18 protein-coding genes are annotated in these 21153 nt (G+C 58.1%); 7 read left to right on the forward strand and 11 right to left on the reverse strand.

From position 1 onward, the window contains the following. On the reverse strand, positions 1 to 243 hold a 243-nt coding region (locus VEG30_15240; protein HXZ81282.1), incomplete at its 3' end, for a hypothetical protein. Between the two features lie 421 nt (positions 244 to 664). Between VEG30_15240 and VEG30_15245 the strand changes: the two genes are divergently transcribed. From VEG30_15245 to VEG30_15265, 5 genes are all read left to right on the forward strand, one after another. After that, the gene (locus tag VEG30_15245; protein ID HXZ81283.1) at positions 665 to 1582 is read left to right on the forward strand and encodes a VOC family protein; all 918 of its coding nucleotides are present in this window, start codon (positions 665 to 667) and stop codon (positions 1580 to 1582) included. Between the two features lie 25 nt (positions 1583 to 1607). Then, entirely contained in the window at positions 1608 to 2258 is a 651-nt protein-coding gene (locus VEG30_15250; GenBank protein HXZ81284.1) for a DUF1080 domain-containing protein, read from the forward strand. A 169-nt stretch (positions 2259 to 2427) separates the two neighbouring features. Further along, entirely contained in the window at positions 2428 to 3744 is a 1317-nt protein-coding gene (locus VEG30_15255; protein ID HXZ81285.1) for a Gfo/Idh/MocA family oxidoreductase, read from the forward strand. 9 nt (positions 3745 to 3753) lie between these two features. Continuing rightward, positions 3754 to 4260: a DoxX family protein gene (locus tag VEG30_15260; protein HXZ81286.1), complete on the forward strand. Its 507-nt coding sequence runs from the start codon at positions 3754 to 3756 to the stop codon at positions 4258 to 4260. 151 nt (positions 4261 to 4411) lie between these two features. Further along, positions 4412 to 4750 (forward strand): energy transducer TonB, encoded by a 339-nt coding sequence (locus VEG30_15265; GenBank protein ID HXZ81287.1) that lies wholly within the window; start codon positions 4412 to 4414, stop codon positions 4748 to 4750. Positions 4751 to 5164: 414 nt separating this feature from the next. On the opposite strand, the gene VEG30_15270 is transcribed toward VEG30_15265, so the two are convergent. The 8 genes from VEG30_15270 to VEG30_15305 form a co-directional block, all read right to left on the reverse strand. Further along, positions 5165 to 7054: a lipase maturation factor family protein gene (locus VEG30_15270; protein HXZ81288.1), complete on the reverse strand. Its 1890-nt coding sequence runs from the start codon at positions 7052 to 7054 to the stop codon at positions 5165 to 5167. A 116-nt stretch (positions 7055 to 7170) separates the two neighbouring features. Beyond that, positions 7171 to 7488: a PilZ domain-containing protein gene (locus tag VEG30_15275; protein ID HXZ81289.1), complete on the reverse strand. Its 318-nt coding sequence runs from the start codon at positions 7486 to 7488 to the stop codon at positions 7171 to 7173. A gap of 426 nt (positions 7489 to 7914) precedes the next feature. Continuing rightward, a complete protein-coding gene (locus tag VEG30_15280) occupies positions 7915 to 8787 on the reverse strand; it encodes a uroporphyrinogen-III synthase (GenBank protein ID HXZ81290.1) in 873 nt (290 codons plus the stop codon). A gap of 141 nt (positions 8788 to 8928) precedes the next feature. After that, entirely contained in the window at positions 8929 to 9807 is an 879-nt protein-coding gene (locus VEG30_15285; protein ID HXZ81291.1) for a formate/nitrite transporter family protein, read from the reverse strand. Between the two features lie 36 nt (positions 9808 to 9843). Further along, positions 9844 to 11445 (reverse strand): hypothetical protein, encoded by a 1602-nt coding sequence (locus tag VEG30_15290; protein HXZ81292.1) that lies wholly within the window; start codon positions 11443 to 11445, stop codon positions 9844 to 9846. A 180-nt stretch (positions 11446 to 11625) separates the two neighbouring features. Further along, positions 11626 to 11817, reverse strand: coding sequence for a hypothetical protein (locus VEG30_15295; protein HXZ81293.1), 192 nt, complete (start codon positions 11815 to 11817; stop codon positions 11626 to 11628). 175 nt (positions 11818 to 11992) lie between these two features. After that, positions 11993 to 15016: a hypothetical protein gene (locus VEG30_15300; protein HXZ81294.1), complete on the reverse strand. Its 3024-nt coding sequence runs from the start codon at positions 15014 to 15016 to the stop codon at positions 11993 to 11995. Between the two features lie 259 nt (positions 15017 to 15275). Beyond that, complete coding sequence (locus VEG30_15305) at positions 15276 to 15719, reverse strand: hypothetical protein (protein HXZ81295.1); 444 nt, start codon at positions 15717 to 15719, stop codon at positions 15276 to 15278. Between the two features lie 263 nt (positions 15720 to 15982). Between VEG30_15305 and VEG30_15310 the strand changes: the two genes are divergently transcribed. Further along, positions 15983 to 16552, forward strand: a complete 570-nt coding sequence (locus VEG30_15310; protein ID HXZ81296.1) for a hypothetical protein — start codon at positions 15983 to 15985, stop codon at positions 16550 to 16552. A 360-nt stretch (positions 16553 to 16912) separates the two neighbouring features. Here the strand turns inward: VEG30_15310 and VEG30_15315 are convergent, their stop codons facing one another. Beyond that, complete coding sequence (locus tag VEG30_15315; protein ID HXZ81297.1) at positions 16913 to 17107, reverse strand: hypothetical protein; 195 nt, start codon at positions 17105 to 17107, stop codon at positions 16913 to 16915. Between the two features lie 241 nt (positions 17108 to 17348). Then, on the reverse strand, positions 17349 to 18383 hold the full coding sequence (locus tag VEG30_15320; protein HXZ81298.1) for a VWA domain-containing protein: 1035 nt from the start codon (positions 18381 to 18383) through the stop codon (positions 17349 to 17351). A 598-nt stretch (positions 18384 to 18981) separates the two neighbouring features. Between VEG30_15320 and glgX the strand changes: the two genes are divergently transcribed. Next, positions 18982 to 21147: a glycogen debranching protein GlgX gene (glgX, locus tag VEG30_15325; GenBank protein HXZ81299.1), complete on the forward strand. Its 2166-nt coding sequence runs from the start codon at positions 18982 to 18984 to the stop codon at positions 21145 to 21147. Positions 21148 to 21153 lie beyond the last annotated feature (6 nt).

Genomic DNA, 21153 nt, shown 5'->3' on the forward strand with positions numbered 1-21153 from the left:
ATATCTCTGTTGATTGGTAGAGTACAGCCAACCGCGCTGGAAGTAGCTGTAGGAAACTGCCAAGTTGTTGCCCATGGTCCCTGAAGTGATCTCGCCGAGAGCATTGTAGTGCACACCGGAAAGCAGAGTGCCGGGATGCTGTGAGTCATTCAAAGTGCTGGTGATCGCACTGACTCTTCCCGCTGTGTTGCGAGAATAGCCGAAGGTAACCGTATCCGTGCTTAAGCCAGTTGCGTTACCCAAGAGATCGTACGCGTACTGAACTGCGTAGCTGTTCCCCGAACAGTTATAAGGACCACAGGATTCAAGCAGCGTGACCCTGCCCATCGTATCGTAGTTGAACAGATCGGCGGTGATGGTCGTCCCGGTGCTGGCGTTGCGAGTATATTGTGTGGTCTTTCTTCCTTTGTAATTGGAGAGTCCCCAGCCCCACGGTGCAGATTCATCGTAATTGTAAGTGACGGTTGGTGTCCCATCGGAATAAGCGAGTCATCTGTTTGACCGTCCTCGCAACCGGTCCGTAAACTGGTCCGCCTGACGGAAGATCGGCCTGGCGGTACAGACATAATTGCCACCCACTCTTCGCTGCGCTCAGGATGGGGCAGCCACAGTTTGGGTGGTGCCGCGTGCTGCCATATAATCCGTCACGCTCATGCGGCTGCGGATGCTTCTTCTGCTTTGCTGTGCCCCGTCGCTCGTGGTTTGCGCGCAGCAGCGCCCTCCGATTACAGGCGTGGCCTACGTGACCGTAATCACGTCTGATCTTGAGAGAGCCCGGCAGTTTTATGGAAAGCAACTCGGGCTCACTGAGGTTTCAGCCGATGATGATCGGCTGCCGCGGGCCTTGCGCTTTCGGATTAATCCGCGGCAATACCTGAATGTGTGCTTTTTCGTGAAGCCGCCGACGAATTCCGTCAGCCGCCTGTACGAAGTTGCGTTCGAGACCCCGGATGCCGAGGCTCTGCGTCGGTTTCTTGCCGCGAACCATATAGAGGTTCCTGCCAGCGTCGATGGCGAGGGCGATGGAAGCCACGCGTTCCGAGTCAAAGATCCGGAGGGTAACCGCATCAGCTTTGTGCAATACGCCGCAGGGGCTGACGCTTCGGCAACGCAAGGAATTCGATCCGACAAGAGCGGCACGCCGCCTCCTATCAGCTCTCGTATGATCCACGCCGGTTTTGTCGTGCATGATCGAGCGGCAGAGGACCGCTTCTATCACGATCTGCTCGGCTTTCGGCTTTATTGGCAGGGTGGCATGAAGGAGGACAAAACCGACTGGGTCGATATGCAGGTCCCGGACGGCAGTGATTGGCTGGAATACATGCTGAATGTCAGGCCTGATGCTTCGCCGCGTGAACTGGGAGTGGTCAATCATTTTGCGCTGGGAGTTCCGAAGATCGAAGGGATTGTTGACCAACTACGGGCACGCGGATGGGATGGCGCGGACCGTCCACAGATCGGACGAGATGGAAAGTGGCAGCTCAATCTGTACGATCCCGACCTGACGCGGGCGGAGGTTATGGAGTTCCGTCCGATTCGAGTACCATGCTGTGCGCCATACAGCGACGCGCACCCGCACTGAGGTAGCGCGCTTCCTGGAGCCGAAAATGTACCTGCTTCGAATATTCCTACTGGTGGTTTTGATGGTCGACGTCTCAACGCTTGCCCAGACTGGATCCGGCGAATGGAAGGATTTGTTCAATGGCCGTGATCTCAGCGGATGGAAGCATGTTGGTCCGGGTGAGATGACGGTCAGCAACGGCCTCATCGAGACGCACGGTGGCATGGGCCTGCTGTACTGGACAGGAGGCAAGTTTGGAAATTGCGTGATCCGCGTGGTGTTTCAAATGGCGCATGAAAATGACAACTCGGGCGTGTTCATCCGCATTCCCATCGAACCGCGCGAGCCCTGGATGCCGGTGAACTACGGGTACGAGGCGCAAATCGACGGGCGCGAGGACGATTATCACGTGACGGGCGTGCTGTATTCGCTGACCAAGGCGATGGCGAGACCTGGGAAGCCGGGACCGGAGTGGAACACGATGGAGATCACTCTCGACGGGCCGCGCACAATCGTGATGGTGAACGGTGTCAAGGTAACTGACTACAGCGAAGGCCAGCCGGTTCCCGAGCGCCAGAAGGAGTATGAACCGACACGCGGGCCACGGCCTAACGAGGGATATATTGGTCTGCAAAATCACAGCGACAAGGATGTGGTGCTCTTCAAGCAGGTGCAGGTGAAGCCGCTGCGGCCATGATGCGTGATTGAGGCGCCAGGGAATTTCGCTTCAGCAAAGAACGGAAAAGGTTGCGGGAAAAATCTCTTTGCGATGGATGAATTTTCCCCAAGGCTGAAAGCCCGAATGATTTTTGTCATTTGCGGACGGCTTGAGGGCTATCCCCTTCAAAGCCAATCTGGAGTCTACTGTGCATAAATTCTCACGGCGCGATTTTCTACAGACCACGGCGGCGGCAGCCGGAGCGGCGGTTGCCGGCCACACGATTCTTCTCGAACCTGAGCGCGCCTGGACGGCGCCATCCCCCGCGCCTAGCGATCGCGTCCGCTTCGGGATCATTGGCGTTGGAATGCAAGGCTCGCCGCTGCTGACGAATGCGATCAAATTAGAGGGAGTGGAGTGCGCAGCCGCGTGCGATGTGTATGACGGGCGCCACACGCTGGCGCGCGAGATTGCAGGGCCTAATGTGCCAACCACGCGCCGCTACCAGGAATTGCTCGAAAATCGCGAAATTGACTGTGTGATCGTGGCCGTCCCCGATCACTGGCACAAGCGCATCGTGGTGGACGCGGTGAGCGCGGGCAAAGACGTCTACTGCGAGAAGCCGATGTCGCATAGCCTCTCAGATGGAAATGAGATGGTCGCGGCGGCACAGAAGAGTAATCGCATCGTACAGGTGGGATCGCAGCGCACCAGTTCGGCAATTCTGGGCAAGGCGCGCGAACTGTACAGCCAGGGCGCGATCGGCGATTTGCTGCAGGTGGAATTGTCGCTGGGGCGGAACGATCCAACGGGCGCCTGGGAGTATCCTCCGCCGCCGGATCTTTCTCCGGCCAACCTGGATTGGGAGACCTGGCTCGGACCCGCGCCGCGCAAGCCATTCGATCCTTATACATTCGCGCGCTGGCGTTGCTGGAAGGAATATGGAACCGGAGTCGCCGGCGACCTGATGGTGCACTTGGTCAGCGGAGTGCAGTTCATTACCGGGATCAATCAGGCGCCGGACAACGCATTTGCCTATGGCGGGATCGTCCGCTGGAAGGATGGACGCAATATGCCGGACCTGCACACTGTGCTCTTTGAATATGGCCGCATGCCGGTATATGTGCGGCTGACCCTGGGCACAGAGACACCTGAGATGACACGCATCATGGGATCGAAGGGCCTGCTGGAGATCACCGACCGCACTCTGACGTACACACCGCAACCCGGAGTCGATCTGGAGCCCAGCTATTACTCGCAGGGCTTCCCGCACCAAATGCGGGAAGAGTACATCCGGCAGTGGCACGAGGAGCACAAGTCGCAGCCAGGACACGAAAGGCTGGCGGAGGTTACTACTTATCGCGGTCCTTCCTACAACGACCTGCAGCCGCACTTGTGGAACTTCTTTGAGGCGGTGCGCACGCGCAAGCCGGTGCTGCAGGACGCGGTCTTCGGACATCATGCCGCGGCGGCCTGCCATCTGGCGAACCAAGCCTATTTTCGAAGCATTGGTGAGAAGAGTTAGAGGGCGAGCATGAATGCACGAGTAACTTCTGCGGCGATCATGATCATACGTTTGCTGGTGGGATGGGTCTTTCTGGCCGAAGGGATTCTCAAGTTTGTTCTGCCAGAGGAACTGGGAGTGGGAAGGTTTACGTCGATCGGTATTCCGGTGCCACAACTGATGGGGCCGCTGGTGGCGATGGTGGAGATCGTATGCGGCACACTGGTACTGATTGGGCTATTTACGCGGCTGGCGGCGTTTCTCTTGTTGATCGACATCAGCGTGGCGATCATTTCGACGAAGATTCCCATATGGCTCGGCCATGGATATTGGCGGTTTTCGCTCCCGCAGCTCAAGCACTATGGTGTGCTCAGCATGTTGCACGAGGCACGCACCGACATCTCCATGTGGCTGGGTTTGATTTTCCTGCTGATCGTTGGCCCTGGAGTGTTGTCCATAGATGCCTGGCGATGGTCGCGGGAGGTCGACGAGGACGGGCGACACGAGGTTCAACCCATGCCGGACCTGCGGGGCTAGCAAATCACTGCGAGAATCAGGCTGTTATCAGGTTTTTGGCGTTCATCTTTCCTTAGATTCCCGAATGAGGAGTTTCCCCTTCTCCGATAGTTCAATTACTCCAGTAATCTGGCTTGTCCTGGATCGATCGCGCTAAAACCAATGCAATCAGATGCGAATCAGGGTCTTATGCCGTCGGGTGACCGCTGCCTTTGTGCTCACCCTGGTACTTTTGCACGGCGTCGGGGCATTGGCACAAGAAGAGGGATCGCGAAAAGCCAAAGTGCGTGTGACGCCGGTCTATCCCGACCTGGCCCGGAAGATGAATGTCAGCGGAACGGTGAAGATCGAAGTGGGGGTAGCGCCCGACGGTACCGTGAAGCAGACTCACGTAATTGGCGGACACCCCGTGCTCGTGCAGGCGGCCGAGGACGCCATCAAGAAGTGGAAATTCGAAGCTGGCTCCGAAGCCACGACCGAGACCGTGGTGTTCAAGTTCAAAACCGAGTAAGAGCTGGCCATTCTTGAGCTGGCTTTTTCCTTCTTCTTATCTCACTGAACTCTCAGAGATAGTGTCAATCACAGCGAAGAGTGATCTCGGTCTCTGCAGCCAAGCCTTAACTTGGCTAGATTTGGCTTTATGGATGTCAGCAAATCCTTTTATTTTTGGGGCGTCGAGTGCAGCTGCGGCAAATTTATCCCCCTGAAGATCACGACCGAGTGGGGGGAGAAACCAACATTGAAGCGGAGAAGGCCGGCTTTCACAGTCTTCTGCCCGCACTGCGGTGAGATATGGTGTCGCGCCGAGCAGGTGGACAAGCGTCAGGGTCCTCTGCCTGACGACTTCTGGCCTCGGAGCGATCTGTTCGATTCGAACGCAGTAGCCTGAGTTGCCATTTGCCTCGCATGGGACTGGCAGCACCTCTCAGTGCACGCCAGCGCGCATCAATGTTCCCAGATCGAGTGGTGGGAGGTAGTAGCCTTTGACTTCCCTTCGCCACAAGGCGCCAGTCTTCTTCCGTTCCGCCCAGTTGGTGAAGTGGTATTCGTACACCATTGCACGGAGGTAGAGAGGCGGCGCGGAGGGAAAGGGATTTGTGTCCATCAAATCGAGGACTGCAGGCGAGGCTTGCAGCAGGCGATAAGAGAAGCGCAGGATCCACGGATCGCTGCGGTAATTGCCCAAAGCGGCGAACCACATCTGCCAGTCGAGGCGAGGCTGATGAGGCTCGGCCCAAGGCAGCCGCCGCTTGAGGTCGCCGGCCTTGTATTTGAACGAATATTCCAGCCAATGTTCAGCGTCATTTGAGCCCTCGATGGTGATTTCCGGACGCGATGTGGTCATCACCGCAAACAGGCCGTAGCTATTCACGATATTGAAGGGCCCCACCAGACGGAGAGCTTCCGGAGCTAAAGGCAGTTCGAAGCGCAGGAAGCGCGCGGTCATTTCGGAGACGCTGACCAGAAGGATCAGCGCAGCCAGACAAGCTGCAATTGCCCGGCGGAGTGTCGAGAAATTTTGGGAGGGCGCAGGAGTTTCGGCCGGTCGGATACGAAGCGCAAGAGCGAGTCGACGAGGCATGAAGCGAGAGAGAAAGGCATCATCGAACAGGAGCAGGCAAAGTGAGATGGTGAGCAGGTTGAAGAACGTGTAGTTTCCGGTAATGAAAATCAGTATCTGCAAGGCGATGATGACAACGGCGCCGAGAAAGCGAACGCGGCGCGGGAAGAAAATCAGGAAGGGGATGGCAAGCTCGATCGCAAGGGTGCTGGCGGTGGCGGCGCGCTGAAACCACTCCGGGAGTTGGAAGACGTACCAGGCGGGTGGTGTGGGCAAAGGCTGTGTCTCCCAGTGATACCCGAGCGCGGTAGAGTTGCGCCAGGTAGGATCGCCGCTGAACAGCTTGACCGCGCCGGACATAAACATCAGGCGAAACAGCAGCCAGTGGAACAGAAAGAGGATGAGCGGCGACCACCCGAGAAAGATCGCCAGGAAGCCAGCCTCAAGCAGCAGGCCGTCCCACTGATAGCCCATGAAGACCTGGCCGGCGGTGACCAGCGACAAATAGAGCAGGAACAGCCCGACACATGCGACACGTTTTTGTCTTCCCAGCAGCAAGAAAACGGAGAAGACAATGCCGAGAATCCAGGAAATTGCGAGGGCGCGATCGCCGCATCCGAACCAGAGAACGGTGGGGAAAACCCGGTAGCTGGCGGCGCCAAAGTTTTCCTGCACGGCCTGCATCACTTCGCAGACGGGAGAGATACCGTTGGAGCCGATAAGCCCCGCCGCTTGAACTCCGAAGGAGAGAAAAGCGATGAAGTAAATTAGGCCGAGAGCGCGCAGGAAAGTCTCGACGGCAATGGAATAGCTCTTGGGTGGAATCGGCATGCCCCACAAGAGGCGAGTGATTTTCATTGCGAAATTGCGGTGTGCCGCGATCACTCGATATGCGCCCTCGGCAACCGCAGCGAAAAGCGGCAGCCGCTCGTAAGCCCAGAGCCATCCCCCGTGGTTGGGCGCGAAGGAGAGCGCGGTAAGCGCTGCTTGGGCCGAGCTGCGGACCTCGCGATCGGGCAGGAGGAGGCGGACGGCGTCGAGTTCTTTGGTGTTCAGGTCCTTTGGCAGTCGGTCTGGGAATTCGGCCTTGGCTTGCTCAAAAGGGACATAACGAACGCGGTCACCGGTCAACTGCTTCCAGTAATCCACCCAGGCACGGCAGAAATCGCAGCGGCCGTCGAAGATCAGAAGTGGAATGGAGGATGGCCTTCCGCTCGGCTGAGTATCTTCGGCCTCAGGGGATCGATCGGCCATGTGGGACGCGTGAAACAGAAGTCGCTGCGCAACATTCTAGTGTGCGGTCGGCGTGGCTGAAAAGACGAGGAGGCGGGGGAATGTAGCCTTACGATCGAGATGTCAGGAGCAAGCGGTCAACAGAGGGCCTGGTTGAACTTCACCCCAAGCAGCCGGCGTCGTTCACGGTGCTCGGTGCGAACGATGACGGAATCAAGCTCCTGGATATCGCTGGTGACTTTTTCCCTGGAAATGTTGCCCAGAGGCATTTTGACGAGGATGGGAGAGATAGGACGAATGCGATGGTCGATGGCCAAACACAAACCACCGGCACTGACGTTCAATGCTATGGCGAGAATGTTGAAGTGCTTGCCGTACTCATCGGTGCCGCTGACGAACAGCGGGAACGAAATGGGCAGGCGCTTCCACTTTCTTTGCTCTGCCGGGACTCGCATTCTCACTGTCTTCTGATTATCGCCCGAAAGAGAAGTGCCGGACATATGAGATTTGGTTCCTCCGCGGGTGAGAGGTGCGGCTGGCCCGCAATAGAGTGAACTCTGCCGATGTGATTAGCAATTCTCCAAGCAGCTTAGTCGTAAAGCGTAAAGGGATTTCCACCAGGAGAGCGATTCATCCCTCAAACAAGCACTCAGGAACAGAGACTGAGTGGTCGCAATACTGATTGATAACTGCAGATCCCGCGCTTGCTGCACGCGCTCATGGTGACAAGGAGAGAAAGAGCTGGCTCGGGCTGTGTTCGTCGAAGCGACAAAAATAAACGCAAGGTCCTTCGGCAGCTCACTCGTCGCTGCGTTCCTCGGGATTTCGCCGGCGGGCTCACGCTTCGCTCACGCCTGATCTTGAAATGAATGCTGGCTGTTTCAGCGGCGTTTGGGGCGAAGGATCTCCTGGCAGCGTTCGGAAGCTTCTTTGACCAGAAAGCCCATTTTGGGATGAGTGGGCTCGAGGTCGACGGCGAATCCCTCACTGCGCAATTCATCGGAGGTAATCGGCCCGATCGAGCCCACGAACATGCGTTTTGCAGCCTGTTGCACGGAGGAGGCAAGGCCCATCTGCCCGGCGATCTGCATAAGGTGGCGCACTTGCGTCGAAGTGGTGAACAGGATGACGTCCACCTCGCCTGCGGCTACGGCCTTGATGGCGGCGCGCAGCGGCTCGAGGTCTTCCGGCAGCTCCCATTCGTAGACGGGGACGGGGATCACATTGGCTCTGCGGCGGCGAAGGGCGGTCAACAGCTCGGTGTTGGATTCTCCATATTCCTGAACGGCCACGGTCTTGTTGGCCAGCGTGATGGAATCGGCATTTTGATCGAGGGCTTCCACCAATTCTCGCCAGGTGTTGGGTTCGGGAACGGCGAGTGTGACTGGGATCCCCAGTTCCCGCAAGGCAGCCGCAGGCTTGGGGCCGCGCACGATGACCGGGATCTGACTGAGCGCAGCCATGAAGCGCTCGCGCGGGTAGCGACTCTCGACGACCTTCGCGAGCGCACGCGTGCCCACGCCGGTAAGGAAGATTATGACGTCGATTCCCCCGGCAAACAGCAGTTCAGCAAAGCGCAAGGCTTCCTGGTTGGACTCGATGGGAACCTCGCGCATGGAGGGCGCAACCAGCGGCTGACCTCCGGCCGCGGAGATGAGCTTTGCCATCTCGGGAGCGCGGCGACTCTCGAGGGAGAGAACCTTGAGGCCGCCGAATCCTGTGGCGGTTTGCGAGGCCGTGCCGTGATTTTCCATGAGTGAAGCGAGAACTATGATACTCGCCAGGAGCTCGGAAACTACCCACTCAAGCCAAAGGAGGGCTTGAGTGGGCCACCCGAGGTTTCTAGTTCTATCCTCCCCCGCAAGAGGGCGGAAGGGGAGGCCACCCCAACCCGCCTAGGAAGCCATCTCGGCGCTGCGGCTGAGAGCGGGTTCCAGCTCCAGTTGGTTCTTCTCGGCCGCCGTCGGAACGGGCGCCGATGCTGATGCGGCCTTGGCGCCATGAGTGACGTACAAAGCGACACCCGTGAACAGGAAGCCAGCCAAGGCATTTCCGAGGGTGACAGGAATCTGATTCCAGAACCACCACTGCCGCATAGTGATAGGGGCGCCCATCATCATGCCTGCGGGAATCACGAACATGTTGACGATGGAGTGTTCGAAGCCAAGGGCAAAGAACAAGAAGATGGGAAGCCACATGGCGACGATCTTGCCGATGGTGGAGCGGGAAACCAATGCCAGCACGGTGCCGATGGTGACCATCCAGTTGCAGAGGATGGCTTTGACTATTGCGGTCGCCCAGCCGCTGCCGCCAATCGACATGTAGCCGATGGTTTTCTTCAGCGCCACCTGTTTTACCAGAGCAGCGACTGCGCCGCCATCATTGGTGCGGAAGCTGGTGATGGCGAGGAAGAACAGCGCCGCGTAGAGCACGCTGCCGATCAAGTTTCCGATGTAAACCCAAGTCCAGTTGCGAAGCAGGTCACGCCAGCGGACTTCTCCGGCCAGGGCTCCCATGGGAAGCAGGGCGAAATTCCCGGTGGCTAGTTCCAGTCCCAACAGGACCAGCATGACGAAGCCTACGGGGAAAAGGATTGCGCCGACGACCGGCGGCGTGCCCTGGGTGTTCACGACAAATACGAGAGAGGTCGCGTAGCCGAGAAAGGAACCCGCGAGCATTCCGCGCAGCAGCATGTCGCGAACTGACAGGGAGGCTTTCTTGCGTGCGGCCTGAAGGGAATCATTGATGATCTCAGTTGGGGTGACGTAATCCACTTTGCACTCCTTCGGACATCAGATTGGGGGCAGCCGTCAGGCCGGATCGGGGTACGGTCGCGGCTTGCTCAACTCGGAAAGGCGAACGAAATTCCGGGGAACATCGAATTCAGAGTTAGTGGGATCTTTGGGTTCGCGGGCAAGATGATGTTTGCGAATCAGGTCGACGACCACGTCGGCGAGCTGGTCGCAGGGGACACAGTCGAGCACGAGCTCGCCTGGCCTGGTATGGGGCCCGGTTTGTCCGCCCATGTAAACCGCCACGGCTTCGGTGAGTTCGCCGTTGATATTGGCTTTGAAACCTCGCAAACCGATTTGTGCAGCCTGGTGATTGCCACATCCTGCGGGGCAACCTGACCAGTGAATGCTGAGAGGTTCGAGATTTTTGCCAAGGCGCTGTTCCAAAGCCTGAGAAAGCTCGACAGCGCGTGACTTGGTTTCGATCTGCGCCAGATTGCAAAAATCCGTTCCCGTGCACGCCACCATGCGGCGGAAAAATGGGGAAGGCTGGGGAGAGAACTCGCGCAGCAGAGGCTCGCGCAGCAGCCAATCCAACGAGGCCTCGGGCACGTTGGGAATGATGGCATTCTGGCTGGTCGTAAGCCGTACCTGCCCGTCACCGTATTCTTCGGCCAGATGGGCGAGTTCGTCCATCTGGTCGGGATGCAGGCGTCCGGAAGAGACTGAAAGTCCTACGGCTACCAAACCCTCCTGCTTCTGCTGCACCACTCCCAGGTGGTCGGCGTGATAGAGGCGTCGCATGTCGCGGCCACAGGACTCCAGCCGCCACGGGGTGCGAGCCTGCAACTCATGGCGTAGCCACTCGAGGCCCCGCTCTTCGATGAGGAAGGAGAGGCGGCACTTAGAGCGTGCCTCACGCGGCCCATGATCGCGATAGATGCGAACCAGCTCGGCCACGACTTCGGCCGCCTGATGCAATTGCACAAACAAGTCGAGAGGCGCGGCAGGGGTGAAACCGCCCGAGCCCATTTTGCCGCCCACCAGCACATTGAAACCTGGGCGTCCCTGCTTTGCCGCGGGCACCAGGGCAATATCCTGCGATTCGTTATGGGTGCAGTTTTCCAGGCAACCGGTGATGGTGACATTGAATTTGCGGGGAAGATTGGTGAACTCGGGATTGCCCTCGGCGCCAACGATGAGTTGGTCGAGCGCAAATATGGCTGGCGAAGCGTCGAACAACTCGCTGGCCGTCAGTCCGGCAAGGGCGCAGCCATTGAGGTTGCGGACGTTGTCCTGACCGGTCTGCAGCGTGCGCAGGTCTAGGCCGCGCAGGCGCTCCCAGATTTCCGGGATACTGTCGAGGATGAAGCCGCGCAATTGCAGTTGCTGACGGGTAGTGATGTCGACGATGAGATTTCCCAGCCGGCGGGAGAGATCGGCGATGGCGTGAAGCTGGCGGCTGTTTGCGAATCCGTTGGGCATGCGGATGCGCATCATGAAACGTCCAGGCGTGGGCTTGCGGAAAAACACGCCCACCCATTTCAGCAATTCCTTATCAGCGGGACTGAGGGCTTCGTGGCCTTCGCGAATGATGCGCGGCAAATCTTCGCGGATACAGAGCCCGTCGCCCTGCTTGGACGCTTTGTAGCTTTCGATTGCGTTCTGGCCTGGGCGCACCTGTGCCTCCCATCAGCAAATTCCCGGCACAGCATGTACCCGGCACACCCCGCAAGAGCGGGCGAACAGCGATGTCTTTACGGATAACCCAATCCCAAAGCAAACGGAAATTCAAAGAATCTATCAGGCGGATAACGGAAACCAGGGGCCATGGCCCGGAATTTGGCCCGGAACATCTGCTCAGGCCCCTGAGGGTAGGTCGCTGGAAATGCGCTTGGCGGCGGCCATGCGGACCCCGGCCTTGCGCAATTGATCCAGGAAGCTCTTGTGAGTGTAAGGAAAGAAGAGGATCCGGCCACGGTTCCGCTTGCTGGAGCTTCTGGGGGTTGGACGAAAGTTTTTGGGGATATAGAACCGTATCAGCCGAGCCATGGACCTCTCCTGGGAATGAACTGGTCTTGATCTCAAGATAGAGGATAGGGCGGGATGCGCACAGCTATCTGTGATGTGAAGGAGAGGCGATGGTGACATTCGTCACTCGGGGAAGGTGGGGGAAAATGCGGTGGAGCGGGAGGACATCCCGGTCCACCGCAACCGACGCAGCAACTCAGCAATCGGGAACGTTGCTGTAGTCAAAGCATTGGGAGGATTGGCTGCCCACGGTCCAAATGGCAGAGGTGTTGGGCTCGTCGAAGAAGTGGATGAACCAGAAGGTGTAACCGAACCCGCTAAACGAGATGGGATTACCGAAACCGATCTGATCCGCCCATTGCTTGGGATCGCAGGTAGCGCCGTAATAGAGGGTTGCGTTGAAGGGATAGGAACCGGCAGTAATAACCGAGAACTGTACCGCCTGGTAGCGATGGCCGTCCTGATTGAGCATGCAGCCACGGAAAGACTTGACCACGTTAGCCGAGGCGCTGGTTACGGTGACGTTGAGTGTGGCCGTATGGGTGATGCCGCCTCCGGAAGCGGTGATGGTGATGGGGTAGGTGGCGGGTGCGACCGAGCTTCCCACCGAAACGCTCACTTGCGAAGTTCCGGAACCAGGGGCGGAGACCGAGGTCGGGTTGAGGGTTACACTCATCCCCGAAGGCTGACCGGACGCGCTCAGGGTTATGGCGTTGGTGAAGCTGCCACTGATCGCGGTAACGACGGTTGACGAGCCCGACGCACCTTGAGCGATGCTCAGGGAAGTGGGGCTGGCATTTACCGTGAAGTCGGGCGCAGCCTGCGGATTGTTGGTGACCGTAAGCGTGATGGCAGCGGTGTGGACAGCGCCTCCGCCCACCGCGTTGATGGTGATGGGATAAGTACCCGTGGCGACCGAATTCGCGACGCTGATGCTTACCTGCGATGTGCCGGACCCCGGCGCTCCGAGGGAAGTGGGATTCATGGTGACGGTCACACCGGCGGGTTGTCCGGAAGCGCTCAGGGAGATGGCATTGTTGAAGCCGCCAGACAGGCTAGTGGTCACGGTTGAAGATCCAGAGCTACCCTGCTCGACGCTCAGTGTGTTTGGGTTAGCAGCGACGGAGAAGTCGGCAGCAGCCGTTATGGTCAGGGTGAGAATGGCGGTGTGGGTAATGCCCCCACCGGTGGCGGTGATGGTGATGGGGTAGCTCCCCGTGACTACCGAGCTGCCGACATTGATGCCGATCTGCGCCGTACCCGACCCGGGCGTGCCAATTGAGTTTGGACTAATGAGGACGGACGCGCCCGATGGCAATCCTGACGCGCTGAGAGCAATGGCGTTGTTAAATCCTCCGCTGACCGCAGTGGTTATGGTGGAAACGCCAGATGCGCCCTGAGTCACGCTGAGCGAGCCGGGATTTGTGCTTACCGTGAAATCGGGGTTGGGCTGGGGATTTGAAGTCACTGTCACAACGAGTGTCGCCGTGTGAATAACGTTGCCACCCACCGCGCTCAAGGTGATCTGGTAACTGCCAGGCGTGACCGAGGCAGCCACGTTGATACCAATCTGCGAGCTGCCGGAACCAGGAGCCGCGATCGAGCTCGGGTTCAGGCTTACCGTCATACCTGCGGGCTGGCCGGAGGCGCTCACTGCGACGGTATTGTTGAATCCACCGCTCACTGCAGCGTTCAGCGTTGACGAACCCGACGCACCCTGAGCGACGCTCAGCGAAGAAGGATTGGCGCTAACGGTGAAGTCGGGTGCAGGCTGTTGGGAAGTGACGTTCAGAGTCAAGGACGCGGTGTGAGTGTCTCCGCCACCGATAGCGCTGAGAGTAATCGTGTAAGAGCCGGCGGCTACAGAATTGTCCACGCTGATTCCAATTTGCGCCGTGCCTGACCCCGGAGCAGCGATGGAATTCGGATTCAGGTTCACGGTCACACCAGCAGGCTGACCAGAGGCGCTGAGGGAGAGCGTGCTGTTGAATCCGCCGCTAACGGTGGTACTCAGCGAGGAACTCCCCGAACTGCTTTGGGCGACTGTAACAACGTTGGGGCTGGTGGCGATCGTAAAGTCGGCCTGAGCACTCGCCGTGACGGTGAGAGTCAGGAAGGAAGTGCGTGTGAGGCCGCCGCCGACCGCGGTGAGAGTGATCGGATAGGAGCCGGCGGCAACCGAGTTGGCTACCGTGAAGGTGACCTGTGCAGATCCGGTTCCTGGGGCCGCAACTGAAGCGGGATTCACCGCCACGGAGACTCCGGCTGGCTGTCCAGAAGCACCCAGTGAAATCGCGTGATTGAAACCGCCGCTTACCGCGGTAGTGACGGAGAGCGCGCCGGAACCGCCCTGGCCGATAGTCAACGACGCTGGATTAGCGGTGATGGCAAAGTCAGGTGTGGCTGGGGCAGCCGCAGCAACGGTCAACATGAAAGCAGTGGTGTGAGTCACGCCGCCGCCTGAAGCGGAGACGGTGAGCGGATAATTGCCGGCAGGAACGGAGCTGGCCACACTGATTCCCACCTGCGAAGTTCCCGAGCCCGGAGCGGCAATCGATGTGGGACTCATCAGAAGCGACACCCCCGCAGGCTGCCCGGAGGCGCTGAGGGAGATGGAGTTGTTGAAGCTGCCAGCAGCAGCAGTGGTCACGCTGAATGCGGCTCCGGCCCCCTGGGTGATGCTGAGAGCCGCTGGAGTCGCACTGAGGGTGAAGTCGCTGGAGCCGACTGGAGAACTAGACGTGACGATCAAAGTCAGGGTCGCGGAGTGCGTGGCTCCGTTTCCACTGGCAGTCAGGCTAAGTGGATAGCTGCCGGCAGCAACTGATCCGGCAACAGTGATCCTGATCTGTGATGTGCCGGAGCCCGGGGAGGCAATCGAAGCTGGACTGAAAGCAAGGCTCACCCCTGCCGGCGCGCCTGAAGCGCTCAGGGAAATCGTCCCGCTGAAACCGCCAGTCACAGCCGCAGTCACCGATGACGTACCGCTCGTGCCAGGTTGAACACTTACCGACGCCGGAGTGGCGGCAATGGAGAAATCGGGCGTGGTGCTGGAGTTGGTATCGGACGGCGGCTGAGTTGCGCCGGCGCAACCGAACAGAAAACCAAAGGCAAGAATTAATAGTGCCGATAAGACGTAGACGGAAGTGCGGGTGCGTGGGTTGAAGGTTGACAAATCGACGCCGCGTCCGAGGGGGAGTACCGCCACATTTTTTTTCATGAATAGCTGGTCAGGTGGACTCGACGAGGCGACGCGAAGCAGATCTATTCTATCCACCGCGCCGAAGTTATCGCAATGCATTGCAACTGTGGAAAAAAGCTTTTGCTTTCCCAATTACGGCAGGCGGTGCACGAGTGGCCAAGGATCACTGGCCGAAAGGACAATCATTGCGGATGAAATCCCCGTGAATTCGGGTGTTCTCGGATCGAACGCGGCGAAAAGTCCATGTAACAACGATCTGCAGCGGCGTTGTGAAGCATTACTTGACTGATACGAGGAGCTTTTGCATGGCACTGTGGCCTGCACCATCCTCCGCGGTGAGGGTGTAGCTGGTGTCGCGCGTGGGTGCGACTTCGATGCAGTGGCTGATAGATGGCCAGACATCCGCGGCGACGGGAGGATCGATGCGAACCGTTTTCGCGTTAGATACGCCGTAACAGAGTTGTGCTTTTTCGCCGCGATGGACGGTTGCAGGCGTCGCATAGAAATTCAGGATGGTGAGCCGGCCGCCTCCGAACTGTTCGATAGTACGGCGAGCGTCGGCTGCTTTCGCGGCTGCGGCCTTCTGTTCGGCGCGACGGTTTTCTTGCCAGCGCGAATAGAAAATCCAGCCGACATAGAGCAGCGCGATTATCAGCGCTGCAGTTGAGAACGGCAGCAGCTTGCGGATCAAGGAATACTGATTGTCAGGTTCGGCGGGCATGATGGATCTGATGCCTGGAGGCAGTGCGTCGGCGCGCCATGTTAGACCAGCGCAGAGCAGATTTGCTGGGAACCCCGCGCTTCGTAGCCCATCCGACGCTTCAGACGTCACTAAATGCGCCAATCCGAGGCTGCGCAACAATTGCGGCGGCGGCGGGTTGGTACGACTAGCCACTTTGTGACATGTCGCTCTCCCGGGGCCACTTGCAGAAGAAGGAACCGAAGCTCCGGCGGAGACTGAGGTGAAACATGTTATCGAGGACGATGAAGTTAGCCCTGGCGGCAATCGTGCTGCTGGGCCTTTCCGGAGCAAGCTTCGCGGACGACTGGCACGGGCAACGCGATGACGGCTACTACGATTCGCGTGGACATAACCAGTGGTACGACCGGGGTATGCATGATGGAACCTACGATCGTCAACACAACCATGGATACAGCACGCATAATCATGGTTGGAACAATGATCGGGACCGGGATGCGTACATGGCGGGCTATCGCGCCGGTTATCAAGCCGGTGGGGGCGGTTACTACCCGAACGGAGGGTATTATCCGAACGGAGGCTATTACCCAAATGGCGGCTCTTATCCCAATGGCAGCTACGGGCGCGGCCCCTATGGGGGAAACCAGGCCTATAACGTTGGCTATCAGGACGGATTGCGGCACGGGTCGCAAGATCGCGGTACCGGCCACAGTTACCGGCCCCAACATGATGATGACTGGCGCAATGCCGATCGCGGGTACAGTTCGTCGTTCGGCAGCAAGCAAGCTTACAAGGATCAGTACCGCTCGGGATACCAGTCGGGCTACGATCGCGGTTATCGTTCGGGATATTGAAGCGAAGCTTTAGATCTGAAAACGCGGCAGAGGAGATCAACGAGGCGCCCTGGCGGGCGCCTTGATTTTTGCGGCTGCGTCCGGGCTATGGTCCGTCGGAGCGTCGCTGCTTGGGTTCGCAAAAGATTGACACCGGCAAAATGCACCGCAGCAATGAGTTAGAGGTTGTGGAACGTAGATCGGCGGCAGCAATGGGCCAAAGAAGATGGCAGACGCCAGGCCCCAGCGTCATGTGTCCCAGCGTCTGCCTCGCTTCGCGTCGGTTTGATCTAATGATTAAAGGGAATATGTGCAGATGGCAATCAAGGAAACACTCTAGGTCAATCGGGGAAAACCTGTAGATTGACCCTCATAGCCTTCTCAGGAAGCGAAACCGATCGAGAATTCCCCGAATGAATCCAATTCGGAGTCATTTGCAGGAGTCTTGCGGCGCAGCTCGCGCTCCCGTGTTTCCAGTTCGCGATTGAGCTGATCCACCAAGTTCATGAGTCGGGCGGGGTCTTTCTCGATCATGATCGCCCGGCACAAGTCCTTCCAGTCGTCACTTTCCGCCATAATCGAAACTCCCAAAATCAGTGGCTCTGCAGACGAGTGCATCCGTCTTGCCAAAACAGAGCCTGAAGGAGTTAGGGCAACGCGTTGGAGCTGACCTGTGAGTTTTCTGCCTGCCAGGGTTGAAGTTCTTTCCTAGTAGATTGTGGGTAAGGAGTGCGGGACACAACCGTACTCAGATTGACTAATGAGTTTCTCAATATGTGATACGAAGTGGGGGCTTGAGTCGCTCCCCCGCAAGCCTCTACTGAGCCGAAGCGTAGTAGCCGGTTCTCGAGTGGATCTGCAGGAGCGAGAAGCCTTTTGGCATCTTCATCTTGACCTTAACTTTGTGCCACTTGCCATCATGGGAGGAGGCGGCAGGGCGGTATCCCAGCACGTACTGGTTGCGCAGTTCGGTAGCGATGAGAGCGGCAACTGTGGGCAGGGTATTGGGATCATCGACAGTGAACGTGCGGCCTCCGGTGACCTCCGAAATATCCCTGAGGACAATCGGACCCAGGCGCTCTTCCGGAGTTTGGAAAGTGTGATCGTAAAGGCCGATAGCGTAGATAAGGACGTCAGCCTCCTCAACTTGTGATCTGACTTCGCGTTCGGTGTAGCGGCTATGATTGTCGCCGCCATCGGAAACGATCAGCAGCGCTTTGCGCGAATACCTGGCCTTCTTCAGTTGATTCAGGCCCAGGTAGATGGCGTCGAATAGCGCGGTTCGGCCTTTAGGTTGGGTGAATACCAGCCGATTCTGAATGTCTTCCACTCGGCTGGTGAAGCCTGCGACCTCTTGCGGGCTGTCGTTGAAAGTAATCAAGAAAAACTCGTCCTGGGGATTAGACACACGGCAGAACTCGACCACGGCTTCGCGCGCACGTTCCGCTTTCTCCTTCATACTTCCGCTGCTATCGAGAATGATGCCCACTGACATAGGGGCGTCCTCGCTGGAGAAATGACGAATCTCCTGTTCCTCTTTGCCTTCGAAGACTTCAAAACGGCTTTTGTCTAAACCAACAACCGGCCGGCCGTAGACATCAGTAATGCTGACCGGCAACAGCACCAGATCCACATCAACTTTCAAGGACTTCTCCGGCAGTTTCAGAGAGGGATCGGTTAGCGAGGATGCCGAGGGGGCTGAGCCTGTCACTAAGGGTTGAATGTGAACTTCATCGGTGACAGATTGCGCCAGGCTCGTGGCGGCAAAAGCAAGAATTGCAAAGGAAAAATAAAAGGAACAGAGGATATTGGAAACTGCGCGCGTGCCTATTCCCATGACTGACTCGAACATGCCAAACTCCAGCCAAAGGCGCTGCTCTTCTTTAAGCTGAAATGGCGGCAACGACAATCGGCATCAGACCGTATTAACTGCGTGAGGTTTGCTGAAATCTCCGAGCGAAAAACCTGAGAGGACAAAGAGCCGAAAGTAAGGACAAGGCGTCGAGGTTGCGCCGCGACCTGAACGGACGGGACGTTTGTTCCCACGTGCTCAGTGAGAAGGAGCCGTCGAGGCTGCGGCCCGAACTCCCACGTTAGCCAAAGGAAGGCGAACGTGGGCCACCACGGTCTGGTCGAGGCTGTGCCCCGAGCTCCCACGTTAGCCAAAGGAAGGCGAACGTGGGCCACCACGGTCCGACAGACCTCTTGTTTGCAAGTGTTCCCCAAAAAAATGATGGAGGTAACGAATTCCCTGCATCTAAGGTGCGACATGCAGGGCGTGGGTGCGGGAGTGTAACTGCCGCTCAGCGGCAAACACTCTGAGTGACGATTGCGACTGCGAATTGTCGGCAGTGAGCGCGGGGGTAGTGGTCGGCTGTGGAAGCCGACTGCTACGCTAAGCGTGAAATATCTCCTGTTTTCCTAATGCCTCTGCTTGCAAGGACCGACGCTTGACCTTTCAAAGTACGCCGATTGTCTGGCCGGGCAGTCCATATCCATTAGGCGCCACATGGGATGGCGAGGGAGTCAATTTCTCACTTTTCTCAGAACACGCGGAACATGTGGATCTGTGCCTGTTCGACAGCGGAGGGCGGCGCGAACTGTACCGCATTCGCATGGAGGAGCAAACGGATCAGGTTTGGCACTGCTATCTGCCGGAGGCCCGTCCGGGACTACTCTATGGGTACAGAGTGCACGGGCCATACGATCCCGCGCATGGACAGCGTTTCAACCCGAACAAGTTATTGCTGGATCCGTACGCGAAGGACATTCAGGGGACGCTGCGCTGGAGCGACGGACATTTCGGATACAGGATTGGCCACAAGTTGGAAGACATGTCGTTTGACCGGCGGGACAATGCCGCAGGAATGCCAAAGAGCAAAGTGATCGATCCGGCATTCACCTGGGGAGCCGACCGGCCACCGCGCATTCCGTGGCACGAGAGCATCATCTATGAGCTGCACGTGCGGGGGTTTACCCAGCGGCATCCGGATATTCCCGAAGCTCTGCGTGGTACCTATGCCGGGCTGGCGACCGCGCCGGCGATCGAGCATCTGAGGCACCTGGGAATTACTGCCGTGGAACTGATGCCGGTGCATTACTTCATCGATGACCGTCGATTGGTAGATCGTGGCCTGCGCAACTATTGGGGCTACAACTCGATTGGATATTTTGCTCCCGAGGCGCGGTATTCGGCCACAGGATCGGTGAGCGAATTCAAGACGATGGTGAAGACGCTGCACTCGGCGGGAATAGAAGTAATTCTCGACGTGGTGTACAACCACACAGCGGAAGGAAATCAACTGGGACCGACATTGTTGTTTCGCGGCATCGACAATCTCGCGTATTACCGGCTGGTGCCCGACAATCCCCGCTACTACATCGATTACACGGGGACGGGGAACAGCCTGAACATGAGGCATCCACGAGTGCTGCAGCTGATCATGGACAGCCTGCGTTACTGGGTGCAGGAGATGCACGTGGATGGATTTCGTTTCGACCTGGCAGCCGCGCTGGCCCGGGAACTGCATGAGGTGGACCGGTTGGGAGCGTTTCTGGACATCATCCACCAGGATCCGTTGATCTCGCAGGTCAAGCTGATCGCCGAGCCATGGGACTTAGGCGAGGGGGGATACCAGGTAGGCAAGTTTCCGGTGGGATGGGCAGAGTGGAATGACCGCTATCGAGACACGGTGCGTTCTTATTGGAAGGGCGATGGCGGACGGATAGGGGAATTGGCTTATCGGCTGACGGGATCGAGCGATCTTTACGAACATAGCGGAAGGCGCCCCTATGCCAGCATCAATTTCGTGACCGCCCACGACGGCTTTACGCTGGAAGATCTGGTCAGCTACAACCAAAAACATAACGAGGCCAACGGAGAAGAAAACCGCGACGGCACCGACAACAACCTGAGCTGGAACTGCGGAGTGGAAGGCCCGACGGAGGATCCGGCGGTGAACGCGCTGCGCCGCCAGCAGAAGCGGAATTTTCTGGCCACGCTGCTGCTGTCGCAGGGTGTTCCTATGCTGCTGGCCGGGGACGAGATCGGGCATACGCAGGGTGGTAACAACAATGCCTACTGTCAGGATAATGAGATCAGCTGGCTGGACTGGGGCACGCACAATTGGGAAGTGCTGTCGTTCGTGCAGCGGATGATCCGGTTGCGCCGCCGGCACCCGGTTTTTCGCCGGCGCAATTTTTTTCAAGGCAGACCGATCAAAGGCGCCGGCATCAAGGACATTCTGTGGCTCGGTCCTGACGGACACGAGATGAGCGACGAGGAGTGGAACCAATCGCACACGAATTGTGTGGGGGTTTACTTTGCGGGCGAAGGCCTGCAGGAGCAGGGCTACCGTGGAGAAGCCATTCGTGATGAAAATTTTCTTTTGATGCTGAATGCGCATCACGAAGAAGTCCCATTTCACCTGCCCCTCTTGCGACCGGGCGCGAGCTGGCAATGCATGCTGGATACCACCGGGCCGCTGGGATCGTATGAAGCCGGAAGCGGCTATCCGCTGCACGCGCGATCGCTGGCATTGCTGATGGAGCGCCGCCAGGCTCAACCAGCGGCAACCATTGGTGCGGATAATAATCATGATCGCGGCCAGGAATGAGCGAGA

The sequence above is a fragment of the Terriglobales bacterium genome (assembly GCA_035624455.1).
Classification (GTDB): Bacteria; Acidobacteriota; Terriglobia; order Terriglobales; family Acidobacteriaceae; genus DASPRM01.

Bases quoted from the DNA above. Each gene is read 5' to 3' on its own strand.
- VEG30_15245 (HXZ81283.1), top strand. From the start codon at position 665: ATGCTTCTTCTGCTTTGCTGTGCCCCGTCGCTCGTGGTTTGCGCGCAG.
- VEG30_15250 (HXZ81284.1), top strand. From the start codon at position 1,608: ATGTACCTGCTTCGAATATTCCTACTGGTGGTTTTGATGGTCGACGTC.
- VEG30_15260 (HXZ81286.1), top strand. From the start codon at position 3,754: ATGAATGCACGAGTAACTTCTGCGGCGATCATGATCATACGTTTGCTG.
- VEG30_15265 (HXZ81287.1), top strand. From the start codon at position 4,412: ATGCGAATCAGGGTCTTATGCCGTCGGGTGACCGCTGCCTTTGTGCTC.
- VEG30_15270 (HXZ81288.1), bottom strand. From the start codon at position 7,054: ATGGCCGATCGATCCCCTGAGGCCGAAGATACTCAGCCGAGCGGAAGG.
- VEG30_15275 (HXZ81289.1), bottom strand. From the start codon at position 7,488: ATGCGAGTCCCGGCAGAGCAAAGAAAGTGGAAGCGCCTGCCCATTTCG.
- VEG30_15280 (HXZ81290.1), bottom strand. From the start codon at position 8,787: ATGGAAAATCACGGCACGGCCTCGCAAACCGCCACAGGATTCGGCGGC.
- VEG30_15295 (HXZ81293.1), bottom strand. From the start codon at position 11,817: ATGGCTCGGCTGATACGGTTCTATATCCCCAAAAACTTTCGTCCAACC.
- VEG30_15300 (HXZ81294.1), bottom strand. From the start codon at position 15,016: ATGAAAAAAAATGTGGCGGTACTCCCCCTCGGACGCGGCGTCGATTTG.
- VEG30_15305 (HXZ81295.1), bottom strand. From the start codon at position 15,719: ATGCCCGCCGAACCTGACAATCAGTATTCCTTGATCCGCAAGCTGCTG.
- VEG30_15310 (HXZ81296.1), top strand. From the start codon at position 15,983: ATGAAGTTAGCCCTGGCGGCAATCGTGCTGCTGGGCCTTTCCGGAGCA.
- VEG30_15315 (HXZ81297.1), bottom strand. From the start codon at position 17,107: ATGGCGGAAAGTGACGACTGGAAGGACTTGTGCCGGGCGATCATGATC.
- VEG30_15320 (HXZ81298.1), bottom strand. From the start codon at position 18,383: ATGTTCGAGTCAGTCATGGGAATAGGCACGCGCGCAGTTTCCAATATC.